The organism is Xanthomonas sp. NCPPB 3005 (assembly GCF_041228095.2).
GTDB classification, from domain to species: domain Bacteria; phylum Pseudomonadota; class Gammaproteobacteria; order Xanthomonadales; family Xanthomonadaceae; genus Xanthomonas_A; species Xanthomonas_A bonasiae.
This window is the reverse complement of record NZ_CP166096.2, coordinates 1,150,182-1,169,541: the sequence shown is the minus strand read 5'-3', so window position 1 is coordinate 1,169,541 and position 19,360 is coordinate 1,150,182. Positions and strand designations below refer to the sequence as shown.

The following is a 19,360-nucleotide window of genomic DNA, read 5'->3' as shown; positions in this document are numbered from 1 at the left end:
TGCGCAGGGGGCAACAGGGCGTCGGCACTGCTGCCGGTTCTGCGGGAGCGACCTCGGTCGCAACACGCATTACCGGGAAGGCCGTCGCGACTGAAGTCGCTCCCACAAAAAAAGCGACTCCTCGCCTCCTGGCCGCCGCAACGTTCGGCAGAAGTGGCAAACAAAAAAAGACGGGCCTTGCGGCCCGTCTTGTTTCTTGCTCAAACGCCGGTGGATCAGAAGCGCTGGGTGTACTTCATGTACATGTAGCGACCGATATCGAAGCCGCCGTAGTAAGCGAAGCTGCTATCCGGCGCCGAGTACATCAGCGGACCACGGTGATCGAACACATTGTTCGCGCCGATGGCGATCGTCGCATCCCACGGCGCCTTCCAGTTGACCTGCAGGTCGTGGAAGGTGTTGGAGCCGGTGTGACGCAGCGGATCGGACTCGCCGTTGGCGAAATGGTCCGGAGCGTCGCAGTAGCCCTGCGCCAGGGTGATGCAGCTTTCCTTCATGCCCGAGTAGTAGCGCAGGGTGTAGTTCACACCGAAGTCGCCCATCGACCAGTTCACGCCCAGGTTGGAGCGCACGCGGAAGATGCCCGGCTCGCCGACGCGGCCGATCATGATGTTGTCGCCGGCGCTGTTCTGGCCCGCTTCGTCGTACTTGCTGACGTAGCTGCTCTGCCAGTCGATCAGGATGTTGCCGATGCCCATTTCCGGCAGACGGTACTTCACGCCCAGGTCGTAGCCTTCGGTTTCCATCTGGCCGAGGTTGGCCACGCCGTAGGTCATGGCCGAGATGTGGCCGTCGGCCGCACGCGTCACGCCCGCGCAACGCGAGGCGTCGCCCAGCACGTAGCAGTCGCGCAGGATGCGGTCGACGCTGTCGGCGATGATCATGTCCTTGATCTCGTAGCGGTACCAATCCAGCGAGATGTCCAGGCCCTGCACCCAGCGCGGGCTCCACACCAGACCGGCGGTCTTGCTGGTGGAGGTTTCCGGCTTCAGGTTGGCGTTGGCGCCGCTGATGAACTCGTCGGGGGTCTGGCACGGATAGGTCGTGCACGGCACGTAGCCCTGGCCCAGCTGGGTGTAGCCGACCGGCACGCCGGCCGCGCCGCACGCCGCGTTGCCGTTGACGCTGTTGGGAGCGCCCACGCCGCATGGATCCACATACGACTCGAAGCTGCTGCTCAGGCCGCCGTACAGATCATGGATGGTCGGAGCACGGAAGCCTTCCGCGTAGGTGCCACGCACCAGCAACTCGTCGATCGGCTTCCAGGTGAAACCGAACTTGGAATTGACCGTGTCGCCGAAGTTGCTGTAGTCCGAATACCGGCTGGCGGCGTTGATGGTCAGTTCCTTGGCGAACGCCATGTCGCTGAGGATCGGCACGTTCAACTCGAGATAGAACTCGTCCAGCTTGTAGTTGCCGGCCGTGGTCTTGGACCCCAGGCCGGTGCTCTCGCCCGACTGCGCGAACGCGTCCGGCGCGAAGCGGCCTTCTTCCTTGCGGTGCTCATAGCCCACCGCGATGCCCAGGTCGCCCGCGGGCAGGGTCGCCAGCGTGCCGCTCAGGTTGGCCGTGTAGCTGTTGGTCTTGGTCAGGCCGGTATCGGTGAAGTCGGGGAACAGGAAGCTCTGCAGATCGGGATCCGCCAGCGAGCCCTGCCCGGCCACGCCGTACGGCAGCAGCGGGTTCCACGGACGGCACGCGCTCAGCGGCACCGGGTTGGCGGCGGTGCCGCACTGGGCGACGCCGTTGGCGTTGATGAAGGACGAGCCCAACGCCTGACGCGAGCCGATCAGGCTCATGTCGCCATGACCGATCTTGGTGCTTTCGTTGCGGTTCCACAGGGCGCCGACGTCCCAGTCCCAGGTCTTGCCGGCGAATTCGAAGTAGCCGCTGACGGTCGGCGCGAAGCGCGTGGTCTTCAGCTTGCTTTCGGTGGTGCGCGGCACTTCCCACAGGCGGCGGCGGAAATCGATGTCCTGGCCGATCGGGTTGAACGCGCTGTCGCCGGCCAGCGGCGTGTCGAAGGACGCGGACTGGTACGGATAGCCGGCGATCTGCTGATCGGTGGTGCGCTCGTTGTAGAGCACGTCGGCATTGAACACGATCGCATCGGTCAGGTCGTAGTTCGCGTTGGCGAACACCGACTTACGCTCGATGCCGGTCTGCGTCATCATCTGCTGGTTCGAGTTGGAATACTCGGACGGGGTCAGCGTGTGGTAGTCGGCCGGATTGTTCGGATTGCCGCCCCGATTCAGGGTCTGCCACACCGCCGTGTCCGGATCGGTGCAATCGACCGCGAGCGGGTTGCACCAGGAGCCGTTCTGGCTGATCGGGCTCCAGCTGTTCGGGGTCGAGTTCGGACCACGGCTGCCGTCGCGGCTGAACCAGCGGTTCTTGGCGAACACCGGATCCTGCTTGGAGTATTCGGCCGACAGGGTCACGCCACCGCGCTCGCCCTGCGAACCGATGGTGAGCGAGTACTGCGAGGTGCCGCCGTCGCCCTCGCCGAACTGGCCGTACTCGACCGAGGCCTCGGCGCCGTCGAAGCGCTTGCGGGTGATGACGTTGACGACGCCGGCGATGGCGTCGGAGCCGTAGATCGACGAGGCGCCGTCCTTCAGCACTTCGATGCGCTCGATCGCGGCCATCGGAATCTGGCTGAGGTCCTGCAGGCCGTAGGTGGTTGCACCAAGGCGCTTGCCGTTCACCAACACCAGGGTACGCTCGGCGCCCAGGTTGCGCAGATCCACGTAGTAGCCGCCGACGTTCTCGCCGGAAGCCAATGCGTCGGCACGCGAGATGGCCGGGGAGCCGGCCGAGGTCAGGTTCTGCAGCACGTCGGCGACCGACGTGTAGCCCTGGCGCTCCAGTGCCTGGCGGTCAAGGGTCAGGATCGGCTGCTGCGTCTCGACGTCGGCACTGCGAATGCGCGAGCCGGTGATCTCGATGCGGTCCAGGGTGGTGGTCGACGCGGCGGCTTCTTGCGCGCCGGCCATGGCCGGCGTCAACGCGATCGCGATGCTGGCGGGCAACAGGCCCAGCCGCACTGCGGAAGTGCGAAGGTTCATTCATCTCTCCAGGGGTAACGTTAGGGGCGTGTTAAGCGCCCTGGGCACGTTACGTTCCGGTGAGCACCGGCGCTTTGCTGCGGCCGTTCGCAGACTTTGCCGACTCTGGCGGCACGGTCGCCGCCTGCCGATATTGCGAAGCGGACACGCCGAAGCGCGCACGGAAGGCGCGGGCGAAGCTGCAGCAATTGTCGAAGCCGCTGGCCGCGGCGACCTCGCCGATCATCATCGCCGTATCGCGCAGCAGATCCGCGGCGCGCTCCAGGCGCAGCCGCGCCGACAGCGCCTGCGGGCTTTCCTCGTACAGGCACTGGAAGGTCTTGGACAGATACCAACTGGAGAAGTTGGTCAGCTCTGCCAGTTCGCTGATCCGCACCACGCGGTCGCGGTGCCCTTCCAGATACAGATGCGCGCGTTGCATGCGCCCGAACACCTGGCGCTTGCGCACCCGCGAACGCCCTGGGCAACGCTGCACGCGGTGCGACAGCTCGCCCTGCATCGAGGCCAGGTGCAGCAACACCGGACGCATCGCCAGCACATCGCCCGGCCGCGCCGCCGCTTGCCGCCACAGCCGCAGCGCGATCCGCGCCTCGCGCGGCGGCAGCACGCCACGGCCGGCATACAGGGTCGCATCGGCCATGCGCCCCAGCGCCTTCAATGCGTCGGCATCCAGGCTCAGGCCGATGCACAGCCCGTCGCGATCGGCCTGCACCAGCGGCCGCGAATCGCGTTCGAAGGCCAGCCACTGGCCGCGCTGCAGTTCGAAACGGCCCTCCTTGGCTTCGATCCAGGCGCTGCCGCGCAGTTGGATCCAGACCGTGAACGCGGCGGCCGAGGCCTGCAGGCTACCCAGGCGCGCTGCGCCCAGGCAGGCCGAGCCGGCGGGCGCGTCCTCGTTGTCCAGCATCCGTTGCTGCCCACGATCGGCCAGGAAGACTTGTCGCATCCGATGCACCCGCTTTGCGTTAACCGGCGCGCAGTGTTGCCGGATGTGGCGGCAGGGTCAGGACGATGTGGCGATATTTGTCCGAAATCGGCACGAAGCCGTCACGAATGACTTACGAAGCTCACTTTCCCTTGTGCAGCAACCACTTGGAGGCGATCACCGAGAACCAGCCGGTGCTCTCGGGCATGCGCATGAAGCCGATGTCGCTGCCGTCCTCCACCGCCAGCGACGCGTACACGTCGCCGCTGCGCCGATCGATGCTGAAGCCGTTGACCGCGCTGAGCCGGTCGCGGTCCAGGCATACGCTGTCGCCCAGGCCGCCGCCGATCCGCGCCAGCCGGCTGGCGCACTCGCCGGTCGGGAACAGGTAGCGCACCTCGCCGTCCGTCCCGAGCGCCCAGGTGCGGTAGCGCCACAGCGATGGCACCGCCGCGTCGACCGCCGCCACGCTGGCCGGGTCCAGGGTCGCGTCGGCGCGCCACAGGCCGCTGCGCGCCAGGCGGGTGAACAGCACCCGCCCGCTGCCCGGGTCCACGCGCAGTTGCGAGACATCGTCCAGCGACGCCAGCCGGCGCCACGGCAGGCTGCGCCGGTCGTACAGCTGCAGACGGGTGCGGCCGTTCTCGCCGAGCAGCACCAGCAGCTGCGCCGGATCGCCGGTGTACTCCGCCTGCAGCGGTTCGCCGGACGGCACCGGCAAGGGCACGACGCTGCCCGACTGCGGCCGCACTTCGTAGATCACCGAGCGCCCCTGCGCATCGCGGCCGCTGACCAGCAGCGACTGGCTGTCGGCCGACCAGGCCGGCGCCTGCCCGGTTTCCGGACGCACGCCCTCGATCAGGCGCAGCGACTGCGGCCGGGTCACGTCGCCCCACCACAGCGCAAAGCTGCCGGAGCGGTCGGAGGTGAAGACCAGCTGGCGGCCGTCGGGCGCGATCACAGGCTGGCTGTCGCGCCCGGTCGAGGCGAACAGGCGCTGGCTGTCGCGCTTGCCGGAACGGTCCGCGGCGGAGATGCGATACAGCGCGAACTGCGGGCGCCGGTGCACGAACGCGAGCCGCTCGCCGTCGCGCGACAGGGTCGGCGACTGCGCGTCGCCCAGGTCCAGGTCGCGCAGGCGCTGCGAGGCGGCATCCAGCCGGTACAGGCGCGTCTCGCTGTCGACCCGGCGCCCGAACACCAGGCCGCGGCCGTCCTGGGTCCAGTCCCAGCCGCGGATCTCGGCGAACTCGCGGGTCAGCGGCTCGGCCCGGCCGCCGCCGGCCGGCATCCGCCACAGGCCGCCCATCTGCGGATTGCGCACGAACGCGATCCACTGGCCATCGGGCGAATAACGCGGCGCGTAGTCGAAATCGCCCGCCGCGAGCGTGTAGGGCAGCGCGCGCCAGTGGCCGCTGGCCAGGTCCAGCACACGGATCCCGCGGCTGGGCTGGCGCCCGGTCATGCTACCGAACAGCAGGCCGCGCCCGTCCGGCATCCAGTCGAAACTGAGCAGCTCGGTGCCGTCGCAGCGCGTCGCTTCGCGCGCCACGCCAGGCCTGTCGGCGGCCACCAGCAGCACCTGGCACTGACCTTCCGGCCCCAGCCGGGCGAAGGCGATGCGCCGGCCATCCGGCGACCAGGCCGGCAAGCGGTCGGAATAGCCCTTGCCCGGCACGCCGAGCGAGCGCGGCGGCGCGCTGCCGGCCGCACGGCCGGTCGCCTGCACCAGCAGTTGCGTCCCCGCACGGCCCTCGATCCCGGCGGCATACGCCACCTGCGCGCCATCCGGCGACAAGGCCGGCTCCAGCTCGAAGCCCGGCATCGTGGTGATCAATCGGTACGGCCGCTCCGGGCTGCCGACCACCCGCTCCTGCTCGCTGCCGGCCGGGTCCTGGCCGCCCCGGGGCAGCCACCAGACCAGCATCGCCAGCAGCATCAGGCCGGCGCCCGCGGCGGCGGCCAGCACCGCCTGCAAACGGCGCGACGGCGGCGCAGGCACGACCGCGGCCGGCGACGGCGCTGCGTCGGCGACCGCCGGCACGGCGACGTCGGCATCGGTATCGGCGCGCAGGTCCTCGCTCGCCAGAGCAGCGGTATCGGCCTCCACCTCGGCCAGCGCCTGTACCGGCGCCACCAGGCGATAACCGGTCTTGGCCAGGGTCTCGATGTAGGCCGGCGCATCGCTCTTCGCGCCGGCGGCGAACGCCTTGCGCAATTGGGTGATGGCCTGGGTCACCACATCGTTGGTCGGCTGCGTGTCCGGCCAGACCTGGGCCAGCAAGGTCTCGCGCTCCACCACCTGCCCCGGCTGCGCCAGCAGCACGCGCAGCACGCCCATCGCCTTGGGCGTGAGCCGCTGCGGCCGCCGCGCGCGCGGCGCATGCACTTCGCGCAGCGACAGCAGCACCAGGCAATCGCCGACCTGCAACCGTTCCGGAAGCAGTGGAGTGGCGGAGGATGGAGAGGACATGCGACTAAGGCAACGACGATCCGCGATGGAGTGGGAACCACGTCGCGGCAAAATGGCGCCGCGTGGCGTCAACGGGCAGATTCGGCAAACCAATGCAACGAATGCAGCCAGGCGTGGCGACGCCGACAAATTCTACCCTAGTCGTTGCCGCCGCCAACCGCGGCGAAGCACTACAGGCTCTCTCTCCGCCGACGAAACTCACATAAACGTTGCAAGATTACGCGCCACTTGGCGCGTTTTTTTTAGCCACAGTTCAGGCTCTTGATTTGCGTGTGACGCTGAGCCCAATCAGTCGCGACACCACCAGGGCGATATACATCACCCCGGCGAACTGTTCGAGCATCACCAGCGAACGCGCCAGCGGCAACACCGGCAGCACGTCGCTGAGGCCGACCCCGGACAGCACGCTGAAACTCAGGTACAGCAGTTCCATCCAGGTCCGCGGCGACTGCGTCGTCTGCGCGCCGATGAAACTGCCCGGCAGCCATTGCTGGCACACCGAGAACGCGAAGGCGAACGCCCATGCCAGCAAGGTGAAGGTCGCGCCTGCCGCATACAGTTCGTCGCGGGTGACCTCGTGGTCCTGCAGCATGTACGCGATCAGGCTGGCCGCGGTATAGAAGTACAGCAGGCTTTCCAGCAACTGCGCGAACGCGCCGAGTCCGGGACTGTGGCGCAGCGCCGCGGCGATCGACAGCACCACCGACGGCACCGCCAGGCACCAGGCGATCCACAGTACCGACGGGCTGCGGTTGACCACCCACAGCGCCAGGCCCAGCACCACGATGCCGAACGCGCCGAACAGCGCGCGCCCGGCGGCGGTGTCTTCCATCAGCGGATACAGCAGCAGGCCCAGCAATTGCACGCCCAGCAGCAACGCGGACGGATGGCGGCGCAAGGCGAGCGCGTAGCGGAGCATGCGGAATTCCGGAGGTGGCGTGCGCGCATCATAGACAAGCGCACGCCACGGCGGCGGCATGCCCCGGACTTACCCCTGCCGATAGACCTCGGCGCCGGCGTCCAGGAACTGCGCCGATTTCTCGGCCATGCCGGCCTGCAGCGCGTCGCTCTCGCCGACGCCGTGCTCGGCGGCGTAGTCGCGCACGTCCTGGGTGATCTTCATGGAACAGAAGTGCGGGCCGCACATCGAACAGAAATGCGCCAGCTTGTGCGCGTCCTTGGGCAGCGTCTCGTCGTGGAATTCCTTGGCCTTTTCCGGATCCAGCCCGAGATGGAACTGGTCGTCCCAGCGGAATTCGAAGCGCGCCTTGGACAGCGCGTTGTCGCGCACCTGCGCGCCCGGATGGCCCTTGGCCAGGTCGGCCGCGTGCGCGGCGATCTTGTAGGCCATGATGCCGTCGCGCACGTCCTGCCGGTTGGGCAGGCCCAGGTGTTCCTTGGGCGTCACGTAGCACAGCATCGCGGTGCCGAACCAGCCGATCATCGCCGCGCCGATCGCCGAGGTGATGTGGTCGTAGCCGGGCGCGATGTCGGTGGTCAGCGGCCCCAGCGTGTAGAACGGCGCCTCGCCGCATTCGCGCAGCTGCTTGTCCATGTTCTCCTTGATCAACTGCATCGGCACGTGGCCGGGGCCTTCGATCATGGTCTGCACGTCGTGTTTCCACGCGATCCTGGTCAGCTCGCCCAGCGTTTCCAGCTCGCCGAACTGCGCCGCGTCGTTGGCATCGGCGATGCAGCCCGGGCGCAGCCCGTCGCCCAGCGAGAAGGCCACGTCGTAGGCCTTCATGATTTCGCAGATGTCCTCGAAGTGGGTGTAGAGGAAGTTTTCCCTGTGATGCGCCAGGCACCACTTGGCCAGGATCGAGCCGCCGCGCGAGACGATGCCGGTGACCCGCTTGGCGGTCAGCGGCACGTAGCGCAGCAGCACTCCGGCGTGGATGGTGAAGTAGTCCACGCCCTGCTCGGCCTGCTCGATCAGCGTGTCGCGGAAGATCTCCCAGGTCAGTTCCTCGGCGCGGCCATCGACCTTTTCCAGCGCCTGGTAGATCGGCACCGTGCCGATCGGCACCGGCGAGTTGCGGATGATCCACTCGCGGGTCTCGTGGATGTGCTTGCCGGTGGACAGGTCCATCACCGTGTCGCCGCCCCAGCGGATCGACCACACCAGCTTTTCCACTTCCTCGGCGATGCCCGAGCTGAGCGCGCTGTTGCCGATGTTGGCGTTGATCTTGGTCAGGAAGTTGCGGCCGATGATCATCGGCTCGCTTTCCGGATGGTTGATGTTGTTGGGCAGGATGGCGCGGCCGCGGGCGATCTCGTCGCGCACGAACTCGGGGGTGATGACGTGCTGGATGCTGGCGCCGAACGCCTCGCCGGGATGCTGCTGGCGCAGCAGCGCATCGCGCACCGCCTCCAGCCGCTGGTTCTCGCGGATCGCGACGAACTCCATCTCCGGGGTGACGATGCCGCGGCGCGCGTAGTGCATCTGGGTGACGTTGGCGCCGGCCAGCGCGCGTCGCGGCAGGTGCCGGGCCGGGAAGCGCACCGCGTCCAGCCGCGCGTTGTGCTCGCGGCCGCGGCCGAAATCGGAGCTGAGCTGGGCCAGCGCCGCGGTGTCGCCGCGTTCGGCGATCCAGCGCGCGCGCAGCGGCGCCAGGCCGGCGCGCAGGTCGATGGTCGCGTCCGGATCGGTGTACGGCCCGGAGGTGTCGTACACGGTGACCGGCGGATTGTCTTCGCCGCCGAACAGGGTCGGGGTGCGGGTCAGCTGGATCTCGCGCATCGGCACGCGCAGGTCGGGACGCGAGCCTGGCACGAAGATCTTGCGCGAACCGGGGATCGGCCGGGTCACCGACTCGGACAGGGTATCGGCCTGCTGCAGCAACGGGCTGGGTACGGCATTCATCGGCATTCGTCCTATTTCTGAGAGCCTGCAGGGAGTGCAGGCGGTTGCGAGCGAACTCGCATCACGGACGAAGCGGCGGCGCGGGCACGGCCCGGCGCGAACGGCGCACGGACCAGGCTTGCGAAGCTTCCCTACGCCGGTATCAACCGGATCAGGTTCGAAGGGACTGTCTCAACCGCGGCCTGCGCCGACGGTACCCCCGCTTCTGCGGCTATTAGACCCGTTTCCGCGGCCGCAGCCAACCGCGCGCAGCTGAATCGGTGCACAACCGGATCCGCTTCTTGTCAGCGCCGGCACGCGCGCACGCCATTGCGGCAAACCCCGGCGAAATACCGGGCCTAGCCTGGGTCCCACAAGAACGACGTCTCTCTCTCCCTGCCGCCGGCTCACCCCGGTGGCGTTTTTTTGTGCGGCGTTCGCCGCGACGCTCATTCCAGCACGTAGGCCACGCGCAGCCCGCCCCAGTGGCGGCCGCGCACGTGCACCGGCACCGACAGGTCGAACAGGATCTGCCCGGTGTCGCGCCGATACACCTGCAACAGATAGGGCTGGGTATGGCGGCCGACGCTGCGCCCGACCCGATCGGTGAACATGCGCTTGGTGCGGTTGCCGACCAGATCGCGGGCGCGGTCGCCGCTCAGCGGCTGGCTGAAGCGCAGGTTGTGGGTCGGCACGTAGCCGTCCGGATTGGCGCAGATCGCGAACACGATCCACGGATGCGCAGCCAGCAACGGTTCCTGCAGCGGCGGCAGCAGTTCGTCGCACAACGCATCGAAAGCGGTGCGGTACTTGGGCGGATCGATGCCCGCGATCGGCGTGTAGTCGGTGGAAAACAGCGCGTCCTCGCCGATGCGGCCGCGTGCGACCGCATCGGCCAGCGCCTGCCCGATCCTGCCGGCGGTCGCCGTGGCCAGTTCGCGGATGCGCGCGTGCCGCGGCTGCTGCATCGGATCGGACGGCAAGCGGAACAGGCCCACGCAGTCGTGCAGCGTGGTGCTGCCTGCGGCCAGCGCCGCGCTGCGCTCGACCACGCGCGCGACATGCTCCAGGTTGCTGCGGCTGAGCCCGACCACGTGCTCGACCGCGCGATCGATGCCGCCGATCTCTTCGCCTTGCGCGGCGACGCGGGTGGCCACGGTTTCCATCGCCGCACTGGCGCGGCCGAGCAGTTGGCCGATGCCGCCGAGCACCTGCTCGGTGCGCTGCGCCGAGGCGGCGCTGTCGTGCAAGGCGCTGCCGGTCTCGCCGATGATGACGCGCACGTCGCGCGCAGCGGCGGCGGCGCGTTCGGCCAGGCGCCGGATCTCGCTGGCGACCACGGCGAAGCCGCGCCCGGCGGCGCCGGCGTGCACCGCCTCGATGCTGGCGTTGATCGACAGGATGTTGGTCTGGAACGCGACCGCGTCGATCACCTCGATGACCTCGGTGGCGCGCGCCGAACGCCGCTCCACTTCGCGCATCGCCTGGCCCAGCGCACGCGCCGCTTCCACGCCCTGGCGCGCGCTGTCGTCGGCGCTGGCCGCCACCGCGATCACCGCGCGCAGCTCCTGGTCCATCTCATGCAGGCCCTGCAGCAGCCGCCGGGTGGTCGCCACCACCGTCTGCAGCGCCTCCATCTGGGTCTGCGATTGCTGCGCCAGTTCCTCGTTCTCGGCGACCACGTGCGGCACGTCGGCGGCGATCTGCAACGACAGCGCCACCGCCTGGCGGATCGCCTCGGCCAGATTGCCGAAGCCGGCCGACAGGCGCCGCCCGGCCATCGCCTCGGTTTCCTGCGCGGACAGCGGCGTGCTCAGTCCCAGGTCCAGATCGCACCCGGTCAGGCGCTCGCCGACCCGGTCCAGCAAGGCCTGCGCCTGCGCACCGGCCTGCAGCCGCTGCGCCAGCGCCTGCAGCGCCGGACTGATGGCGTCTTGCGCCTGCCCGGCGCCGAGCAGGGCGACGTCGCGCAGCAGCGCGGCGGTTTCCGCATGCGGCAGCGACAGCAGCCAACCGTCGCCGTCGCGATCGCGTTGATAGCGCACGCGCCGCGCCGGATCGGCGTCCGACGCCAGCCAGCTGCCTTCCGCACCGACCAGCGACGCCAGCGGCAGGCCCCACACCGCTTCGCTGGGTTCGCCGAGCACGGCCTCCGCGTGCACCCCGAGCAGGTCCAGCGCGGCACGATTGGCGGCGCAGACCCGGCCTTGCGGGTCCAACCGCAGCAACGCCACCGGTGCGTCCGGCAGGGCTGCGGCATGTCCGGCATCGGCGTTCGGACCGCGTGTGAACAACGACATCGTCTTCCCCTCCAGGAATTCTTCCGCCATGGTATCGGCCGCCGCCGTGCAACCTGAGCGGAGACATGCGCAACCGGGATCGGCGTCATGTCCGGGCTTTGGCGGAATCAGGTGCCGATGGCCGCGCCACGATGGCGAGAATCACAGCCGATGGGCGCGGACAGCGTCGTGAAGGGAGCCGGCGCCGAGTGCGTGGGACGCGGCGGACCCGGCTGCGTGCGGTGTGGCCTGGTTTGCCTGAAGGAAAGAACCTTGCATCCGCACCGCTCCGGCACCGGCCGCAGCGCACCATAACGGTACCGTGACGATGCGCCCGGTATCGTTGCCGGCCTCGTTAGTGACCGCCGCTTCGCTGCCGCTGCAGCGATTCCGGACCGGCAACCGCCGCGTGCCGCCTGCCCTTGCGCATCGCTGCAAGGCCGGCGCGCTCCCCCTCGACCCCTTGCCCGGAGACGCTGCTCCATGGTGTTCCGTATTTCCATCGCGCTGGTGGCCTTGCTGGTGCTGATCGCGGGCATCGCGCCCGGCCCGTTCAACGACGTGGTGCAAGCGACGCTGCTCCAGGTCATCCGCGGCGCCGGCTGGATGTACCTGCTGGTGGTGTTCCTGACGCTGGCCTTCATGCTGTATCTGGCCTTCGGCCGCTTCGGCCATCTGCGCATCGGCGGCGAGGATGCCGAGCCGGACTTCTCCCGCGCCAGCTGGCTGTCGATGCTGTTCGCCGCCGGCATGGGCATCGGCCTGGTGTTCTGGGGTGCGGCCGAGCCGATCTCGCACTTCCTCAAGCCGCCGGAAGGCTTGCCGCCGCAAAGCATGGAGGCGGCGCGCGCGTCGATGCGCTACGCGTTCTTCCACTGGGGCCTGCATCCCTGGGCGATCTATGCGCTGATCGGCCTGGCGATGGCCTGGTTCCAGTACAACCGCAACGGCCGCGGGCTGGTCAGCGACATGCTGCAGCCGGTCATCGGCCGCCATCATCGCGGCTGGATCGGGCAGGCGGTGAACATCGCCGCGGTGGTGGCCACCGCGATCGGCGTCGCCACCACGCTGGGCTTCGGCACGATCCAGATCGCCGCCGGCCTGCACCGCGTGTTCGGCGTGCAGGCGAGCATCCCCGTGCAGATGGCCATCATCGCCGTGGCCTTCGTGCTGTACATGGCCTCCACCGCCAGCGGCGTGGAGCGCGGCATCAAGTGGCTGTCCAACTTCAACCTGGCGCTGGCCGCGCTGCTGCTGGCCGCGGTGCTGGTGCTGGGCCCGACCGGCTTCATCTTCGATACCTTCACCACCACGCTGGGCTCCTATCTCAACCAGCTGGTGACGATGAGCCTGCGCATGTCGCCGTTCTCCGGCAGCAAGTGGGTGGCCGAATGGACCATTTTCTACTGGGCCTGGTGGATCGCCTGGGCGCCGTTCGTCGGCGCGTTCATCGCCCGCGTGTCGCGCGGACGCAGCATCCGCGAGTTCGTGGTGGGCGTGGTGCTGGCTCCCACCCTGCTCGGCTTCGTGTGGTTCTCGGTGTTCGGCGGCACCGCGCTGTGGTCGCAGCTGTTCGGCCACGTCGACATGCTGCAGGCGCTGGGCAACGGCTACGAAACGGTGCTGTTCACCCTGTTCGACAGCCTGCCGGGGTCGCTGCTGCTGTCCGGCCTGGCCCTGCTGTTGCTGATGATCTTCTTCGTCAGCTCGGCCGACTCGGCGGTACTGGTGCTGGCCAGCATGTCCACCGACGAGGCCGGCGACCCGCCGCTGGCGCGCAAGCTGGTCTGGGGCGTGGCGGTGGCGCTGATCGCGGCGGTCCTGTTGCTGGCCGGCGGCCTGGACGCGCTGCAGGGCATGATCACCATCGCCGCGCTGCCGTTCGCGTTGCTGATGGTGCTGGTGATCGTTTCGCTCTACCGCGTGCTGGACGCCGAGCACACCCGGGAACGCCGCCGCGCTCGACGCGCCAGGCACATGATCGAGGCATGGATCGCGCGCGAACAGGCGGCGCAGGAGCAGACCCGCACCGAGGTGGGCGGCGCGCAAGCGCAGGAGTGAGCGCGCCGGCGCCGGCGCGCGCACCGCCGCAGCGCGCCGGCTACCGCACGCGAGCCGACGGCGGCACTGCCGCGGCGCAGGCTCAGTAGCCGGCGGCCTGCCCGTCCTTGCGGCTTTCCGAGGCGCCGTAGTACACGCCGCTGACCGGGTCGCGCGCGATCGCCTGGTAGCCGCCGTACGGGCCGTCGGCGAAGATCACGCGGTGGCCCTTGCGCATCAGCGCGCGGATCGCGTCGTAGGAAAACCCGGTTTCCAGATTCAGCTCGCCGCCGTCGCTCATCGCCGTGGCCTGCCCGGTCGGTTCGGTCGACCCTTCGTGCTGGATCCGCGGCGCATCGCCGGCTTCCTGCAGGTTCATGTGGAAATCGATCAGGTTCATCACGATCTGCACATGCCCTTGCGGCTGCATCGCCCCGCCCATCACGCCGAAGCTGAGCCACGGCTTGCCGTCCTTGGTCACGAACGCCGGGATGATGGTCTGGAACGGGCGCTTGCCCGGCGCGTAGCCGTTGGGATGGTCCTTCTTCAGCACGAACATCTCGCCGCGGTCCTGCAGGATGAAGCCCAGCCCCGGCGGCGCCATGCCGCTGCCCATGCCGCGGTAGTTGGACTGGATCAGCGACACCATCATGCCGTCGGCATCGGCCACGGTCAGGTAGATGGTGTCGCCTTCCTCCAACTGTTTCGGCGTGCCCGGCTGCACTTCCTTCAGGGCCTTGTCCATCGAGATCAGCGCACGGCGCTGCGCGGCGTAGTCCTTGGAAATCAGCTTGGCCAGCGGCGCCGGCTGGAACGCCGGATCGGCGTAGAAGCGCGCGCGGTCGGCGAAGGCCAGTTTCTTGGCCTCGGCGAACAGGTGGATGTGCTCGGCCGAGCCGAACGGGATCTTGGAGAAGTCGTAGCCCTCCAGGATGTTGAGCATCTGCAGCGCGGCGATGCCCTGGCTGTTGGGCGGCAGTTCCCACACGTCGTAGCCGCGATAGTTGCTGCTGACCGGCTCGACCCATTCGCCGTGGTGGCTGGCCAGGTCGTCGTAGCTCAGGAAGCCGCCGTTGGCCTTGAAATAGGCATCGATGGTGCGCGCGATCGGCCCTTTGTAGAACGCGTCGCGGCCGCCGTCGGCGATCTGCTGCAGCGTATTGGCCAGGTTCGGGTTCTTCCACAGCTCGCCCTTGCGCGGCGCATGGCCGTCGATGGTGAACTGTTCCTTGAAGCCGGGATACTGCGACAGCCGCGGCACCGAGCGGTCCCAGTAATAGGCGATCGTCTCGGCCACCGGGTGGCCCTCGCGGGCGTAGCGGATCGCCGGCGCCAGATTCTGCGCCATCGGCCGGCGTCCGAAGCGCTCGTGCAGCGCGAACCAGCCGTCCACCGCGCCCGGCACCGACACCGGCAGCGGCCCGGTCGGCGGAATGTCCTTCAAGCCGCGGCGCTGGAACTCGGCCAGGGTCAGCGATTTGGGCGAACGGCCCGAACCGTTGTAGCCGTAGAGCTTGTGGGTCTTCGGATCCCACACGATCGCGAACAGGTCGCCGCCGACGCCGTTGCCGGTCGGCTCCATCAGTCCGAGCGCGGCGTTGGCGGCGATCGCCGCATCCACCGCCGACCCGCCGGCCTTCATCGTGTCCAGCGCGATCTGCGTGGCCAGCGGCTGCGAGGTGGCGGCCATCGCGTGCGGCGCGATCACTTCCGAGCGCGTGGCGAACGCCTGGCCGGTGACGCGGTCGGCCGCAGCGGCCAGCGACGGCAGGCCCAGCGCGAGCGCCAGGCATGCCACGGAAAACTTCGAAACGGACATGCGCATTCCCCACAGCGGATACCGCGCCACCCTACCCGAGCGGAGCCGCGCGCGCAGCTGCGGCGGCGTATCCGCCCTCTCGACGGGAGCGCCTGCGACCGCGCACGTATCGGCGCTGCGTGCGCCGCGCGCCCGCTCAGCGCAGCGCCAGCGTCTGTTGCCCGGCGTCCAGCCGCCGCAGCAACTCGGCCTGCGGCGCCAGCTGCGCGACCAGCACCGGACGCGCCTGTTGCAGCTGCGCACGCGCTTCGTCGCGCCGCTCCACGGCGAGCAGGGCTTCGGCCAGCGACACCCGCGCCATCGCGGTGGGCACCGCCGCGCTGCCCAGTTCGGCCTGGTTCGCCTGCACCACCCGTTCCCAGCCGCGCAGCGCCGCGGCGCGGTCGCCGGCGCGCTGCGCCAGTTCCGCGGCCAACATGTCGCGGCGCCGCTGCAGCTGCGTCGATGGCCAGCCGGCCGCCGGCCGCAGCGCGTCCAGTTCGCGTTGCGCGCGCGCCAGCTCGCCGCGGCGCATGCGCAGCTCCACCTGGCTCAGGCGCTGCACCAGTTGCCGCGGATGATCGGCGGGATACAGCCGCGCCATGCCCGCGTAGGCATGCCGCAGCAGCGGCTCGGCCTCGCCCAGCCGGTCCTGGCGCATCAGCATGCGGCCGAGGTTGCCTTCGGCGTTGAGCGTCATCGGATCGTCCGCGTCCAGACGCTGGCGGCGGATCTGCCAGGACTGCCGATACAGGTCTTCGGCCGCCGCCAGGTCGCCGCGCGATTCCTCGAGCGTGGCCAGGTTGTTGAGATAGCGCGCATGGTCGACGCTTTGCGCCAGGCCCAGCGCCGGCAGCATCGCCAGCGCCTGCAGATAGTGCGTGCGTGCGGCGGCGAAATCGCCGGCGTCCTGGTACACCGACGCCAGCTCGTTTTCCGCATCGGCCAGCAGCGGACTGTGCGCGCCGTACAGCGCGCGCGCCAGCTCCAGGTTGCGCTGCATCAGCGCGCTCGCCTCGGGCAAGGCGCCGCGCGCGGCCAGCGCCTTCGCCAGGCCTTCGGCGCTGTGCAGGTAGTCGACGCTGCGCACGCCGAATTCGCGTTCCTTCAGCGCCAGCGCGCGCCGGTACCACTGCTCGGCCTGCACTTGGTCGCCCTTGGCCTTGAACACCTGGCCCAGGTTGTGCATTGCCGTCGACGGGCCGCCGTCGGTCTTCACCCCCGGCTGCATGCGCAGCGCCAGCGAACGCTGCAGCATCGCCACCGCCTCGTCGGCGCGGCCGACACGGCTCAAGGCCAGGCCCAACGCATTGGTCGCCTTGGCCAGGGGGTCGCGCGCTTCGCTGCGTTCGGCCAGGCGCAGCGCCTCGGTCGCCGCGGCCAGCGCCGCATCGCCATGATCCTGGTTGTACAGCAGCACCGCCAGGTCGCTGAGCGCCTGCGATGCCGACGCCGGTTCGTCCACCTGGGGGCTGCGCAGTTCGCGCGCGGCCTGGCGCAGCAACGCCTCGGCACGCGCTTCCTGGCCCAGGTTCAGGTAGGCGCGGCCGAGCGTGGCCCGCAGCCGCGCGCGCACCGCCGGCGATTGCGCCAGGCCCCGGTCGAGCTGCGCGGCGGAGCGGTCCAATACCTGCTGCGCGCTGATCGTCGCGGTGCCCTGCGCGCCGCGGCTGCGCGGGTCGGCGGCATCGAACGCGTCGGTCATGAACTGGCTGACCTGCTGCGCGATCGCCGCCTCGCGCTGCGCCTGCGCGCGGGTCTCCAGCAGGCGCCACATGAAGCCGGCGCTGAGCAGCAGCACCGCCGCGGCCACCGCGCTTTCGCGCCAGCGCCGGCGCAGCAGGCGGGCCAGCGCATAGCGGCGGCCGCCGCGGCGCGCCTGCACCGGGCGGTGGCCGAGATGGCGCTGCAGATCGGCGGCCAGTTCGGCGACGTTGGCATAGCGCTGCGCCGGATCCTGCGCGCAGGCCTTGGCCGCGATCGCGTCGAGATCGCCGCGCAGGCGCCGGCGCAAGGCAGGAAGCCGCGCCAGCGCGCTGGGCCGCGGACACGCCGCGCCAGCCCCGGTCTGTGCCGGCAGGCGCTGCCCGGACAGCACTTCGATCAGCATCACGCCCAGGCTGTAGACGTCGCCGGCCACGCCCACCGGCTGCCCGGCCAGCAGTTCCGGGCTGGCGTAGGGCGGCGTGCAGAAGCGGCCGCGCTCGGCGCCGTCGGCCGCGTCCTGCAGCCGGGCGATGCCGAAGTCCAGCAGCACCGGCTCGCCGTCGGCGCGCACCAGCACGTTGCCCGGCTTCAGGTCGCAATGCAGCACCAGGCGCTGGTGCGCCGCCTGTACCGCGCGACAGATGCGCAGGAACAGCTGCAGCCGCGCCGGCAGGTCCGGCGCCTGCTCTTGCAGATAGCGGTCCACGGCGATGCCGTCGACGTACTCCATCACCAGGTACGGCTGCCCGCCCGGGGTGGCGCCGCCGTCGTACAGGCGCGCGATGTTGGGATGCTGCAGGCTGGCCAGGATCTGCCGTTCGGCGGCCAGCCGCTGCGCGGTCAGCGCGTCGGGCAGGCCACGCAGCAGTTTCACCGCCACCTGCTGCTGATACTGCTCGTCCGCGCGCTCGGCGACGAACACGCTGCCCATGCCGCCGCTGGCCAGGAAGCGGGTCAGCCGCCACGGGCCGAGCCGGTCGCCCACGCCCAGTTCCGGCGCGGCCATGCGTCCGGCCAGCGCCCGCAACGGCGCGGCCAACTGCTGCAACTGCACGGTCTGCGCGGCGAGCAGGGCCAGCGCCTCCTGCACCAGCGCCGGATCCTGGCTGAGCCGCTCCAGGGTCGGCTGCCACTGCGCCGGCGGCAGGTCGCAGACCGATTCGAACAGCTGGCGCACCTGTTGCCAGCGTTCCTCGCTCATGGGCGGCCCGGATCGGCGCTGAGTTCGCGCTTGAGCCAGGCGCGGGCGATGCGCAGGTCGCGCTCGACGGTCGGCACCGACACCTCCAGCAGGCAGGCGATCTCGTCATGGGTCATGCCGCCGAAATAGGCCAGCTCCACCGCATGCGCCGCGCGCGGGTCGAAACCGGCGAAGCGCTGCAGCGACTGGTGCAGGGCCAGCACCTGGTATTCCTCGCTGGGCGCGGCGCCGTCGCGGTCGGCATGCGACAGGGTCATCATCATCGCCCCGCCGCCGCGCTTGGCGGCCAGGTTGGCGCGCGCGTAGTCGACCAGCACCGCGCGCATCTTCAGCGAGGCCAGGGCGAAGAAATGCACCCGGTCGCGGTACTCCACGTCGGCGTCGAGCATGCGCAGCAAGGCTTCGTGGACCAGCGCGGTCGGCTGCAGCAAGGCGTCGCCCTGGCGCGCCGCCATGCGCGCGGCGGCCATCTCGCGCAGCGCGGCATAGACCAGTTCCAGCAATTGCGTTTCGGCCTGCGCGTCGCCGCTGCGCCAGCGCTGCAGCAGCCTGGTGACCTGCTCGCTCTCGGCCACGGCCGACGCGGAGGCCTTGCGCGGAGCGACCGCCACGGGAAGAGATTCGGAATGCATGCGCCGGATCGTCGAACGGGAGTGATTGAAGGTGGCCGGCAACGGCCGGGCCGTGGCAGCCGCGCCAGATTACCGCAGGAGGGCGGCCGCCTGTTGACGCCGCGTGGCAGGCCCGGGACGCGCCGATTTTCCGCGCAATCGGCCGCGCGCGCACTGCGCCGGCGCACCGTTTCAGGCGTAACGATGCTGTGTTGGTGCGGCTTTCGGCACATTCGCGGTTGCGCGCCGGCGGCAGGGTTGACAGCCCCGCAAAGGCCATGTTTATCTCGCTGCATGTTGCATCGCCACACCAGCCCGAAGCCGACCCGCCTGCCCGCCGCGCTGCGCGCGGACGCCGCCGCGTCGCTCCTCGTACTCGTGCTTATTACCTCGCCCACAAGTGCGGGACGAAC

The 19,360-nt window shown here is 69.7% G+C and carries 10 protein-coding genes and 1 riboswitch; of the genes, 1 reads left to right on the top strand and 9 read right to left on the bottom strand.

What is annotated here, in order from left to right; translation table 11 throughout:
- Positions 1-215 precede the first annotated feature (215 nt).
- The 6 genes from AB8810_RS05040 to AB8810_RS05015 form a co-directional block, all read right to left on the bottom strand.
- On the bottom strand, positions 216-3,068 hold the full coding sequence (locus tag AB8810_RS05040) for a TonB-dependent siderophore receptor (RefSeq protein WP_179567043.1): 2,853 nt from the start codon (positions 3,066-3,068) through the stop codon (positions 216-218).
- Positions 3,069-3,117: 49 nt separating this feature from the next.
- Positions 3,118-4,014 carry a helix-turn-helix transcriptional regulator gene (locus AB8810_RS05035; RefSeq protein ID WP_179567045.1) on the bottom strand — a complete coding sequence of 299 codons (897 nt, stop codon included), beginning with the start codon at positions 4,012-4,014 and terminating at the stop codon, positions 3,118-3,120.
- Between the two features lie 121 nt (positions 4,015-4,135).
- Positions 4,136-6,466: a winged helix-turn-helix domain-containing protein gene (locus tag AB8810_RS05030; protein WP_369915733.1), complete on the bottom strand. Its 2,331-nt coding sequence runs from the start codon at positions 6,464-6,466 to the stop codon at positions 4,136-4,138.
- A 253-nt stretch (positions 6,467-6,719) separates the two neighbouring features.
- Entirely contained in the window at positions 6,720-7,385 is a 666-nt protein-coding gene (locus AB8810_RS05025; RefSeq protein WP_179567049.1) for a two pore domain potassium channel family protein, read from the bottom strand.
- A gap of 69 nt (positions 7,386-7,454) precedes the next feature.
- Positions 7,455-9,332: a phosphomethylpyrimidine synthase ThiC gene (thiC, locus tag AB8810_RS05020; RefSeq protein ID WP_179567051.1), complete on the bottom strand. Its 1,878-nt coding sequence runs from the start codon at positions 9,330-9,332 to the stop codon at positions 7,455-7,457.
- A 110-nt stretch (positions 9,333-9,442) separates the two neighbouring features.
- Positions 9,443-9,543: riboswitch (TPP riboswitch) on the bottom strand.
- 217 nt (positions 9,544-9,760) lie between these two features.
- Positions 9,761-11,611 (bottom strand): methyl-accepting chemotaxis protein, encoded by a 1,851-nt coding sequence (locus tag AB8810_RS05015; protein ID WP_179567059.1) that lies wholly within the window; start codon positions 11,609-11,611, stop codon positions 9,761-9,763.
- Between the two features lie 462 nt (positions 11,612-12,073).
- On the opposite strand from AB8810_RS05015, the gene AB8810_RS05010 reads away from it, so the two are divergent.
- The gene (locus tag AB8810_RS05010; protein WP_191824523.1) at positions 12,074-13,651 is read left to right on the top strand and encodes a BCCT family transporter; all 1,578 of its coding nucleotides are present in this window, start codon (positions 12,074-12,076) and stop codon (positions 13,649-13,651) included.
- A gap of 82 nt (positions 13,652-13,733) precedes the next feature.
- Here the strand turns inward: AB8810_RS05010 and ggt are convergent, their stop codons facing one another.
- The 3 genes from ggt to AB8810_RS04995 form a co-directional block, all read right to left on the bottom strand.
- Entirely contained in the window at positions 13,734-15,449 is a 1,716-nt protein-coding gene (gene ggt, locus AB8810_RS05005) for a gamma-glutamyltransferase (RefSeq protein ID WP_369915732.1), read from the bottom strand.
- A 136-nt stretch (positions 15,450-15,585) separates the two neighbouring features.
- Entirely contained in the window at positions 15,586-18,336 is a 2,751-nt protein-coding gene (locus AB8810_RS05000) for a tetratricopeptide repeat protein (protein ID WP_369915731.1), read from the bottom strand.
- Positions 18,333-18,968 (bottom strand): ECF-type sigma factor, encoded by a 636-nt coding sequence (locus AB8810_RS04995; RefSeq protein WP_369915730.1) that lies wholly within the window; start codon positions 18,966-18,968, stop codon positions 18,333-18,335. The genes AB8810_RS05000 and AB8810_RS04995 overlap by 4 nt, the downstream gene beginning before the upstream one ends.
- Between the last annotated feature and the right edge of the window lie 392 nt (positions 18,969-19,360).

Excerpts from the sequence above, each read along its gene's own strand:
- AB8810_RS05040 (WP_179567043.1), bottom strand. The coding sequence starts at position 3,068 with ATGAACCTTCGCACTTCCGCAGTGCGGCTGGGCCTGTTGCCCGCCAGC.
- AB8810_RS05035 (WP_179567045.1), bottom strand. The coding sequence starts at position 4,014 with ATGCGACAAGTCTTCCTGGCCGATCGTGGGCAGCAACGGATGCTGGAC.
- AB8810_RS05030 (WP_369915733.1), bottom strand. The coding sequence starts at position 6,466 with ATGTCCTCTCCATCCTCCGCCACTCCACTGCTTCCGGAACGGTTGCAG.
- AB8810_RS05025 (WP_179567049.1), bottom strand. The coding sequence starts at position 7,385 with ATGCTCCGCTACGCGCTCGCCTTGCGCCGCCATCCGTCCGCGTTGCTG.
- thiC (WP_179567051.1), bottom strand. The coding sequence starts at position 9,332 with ATGAATGCCGTACCCAGCCCGTTGCTGCAGCAGGCCGATACCCTGTCC.
- AB8810_RS05015 (WP_179567059.1), bottom strand. The coding sequence starts at position 11,611 with ATGTCGTTGTTCACACGCGGTCCGAACGCCGATGCCGGACATGCCGCA.
- AB8810_RS05010 (WP_191824523.1), top strand. The coding sequence starts at position 12,074 with ATGGTGTTCCGTATTTCCATCGCGCTGGTGGCCTTGCTGGTGCTGATC.
- ggt (WP_369915732.1), bottom strand. The coding sequence starts at position 15,449 with ATGTCCGTTTCGAAGTTTTCCGTGGCATGCCTGGCGCTCGCGCTGGGC.
- AB8810_RS05000 (WP_369915731.1), bottom strand. The coding sequence starts at position 18,336 with ATGAGCGAGGAACGCTGGCAACAGGTGCGCCAGCTGTTCGAATCGGTC.
- AB8810_RS04995 (WP_369915730.1), bottom strand. The coding sequence starts at position 18,968 with ATGCATTCCGAATCTCTTCCCGTGGCGGTCGCTCCGCGCAAGGCCTCC.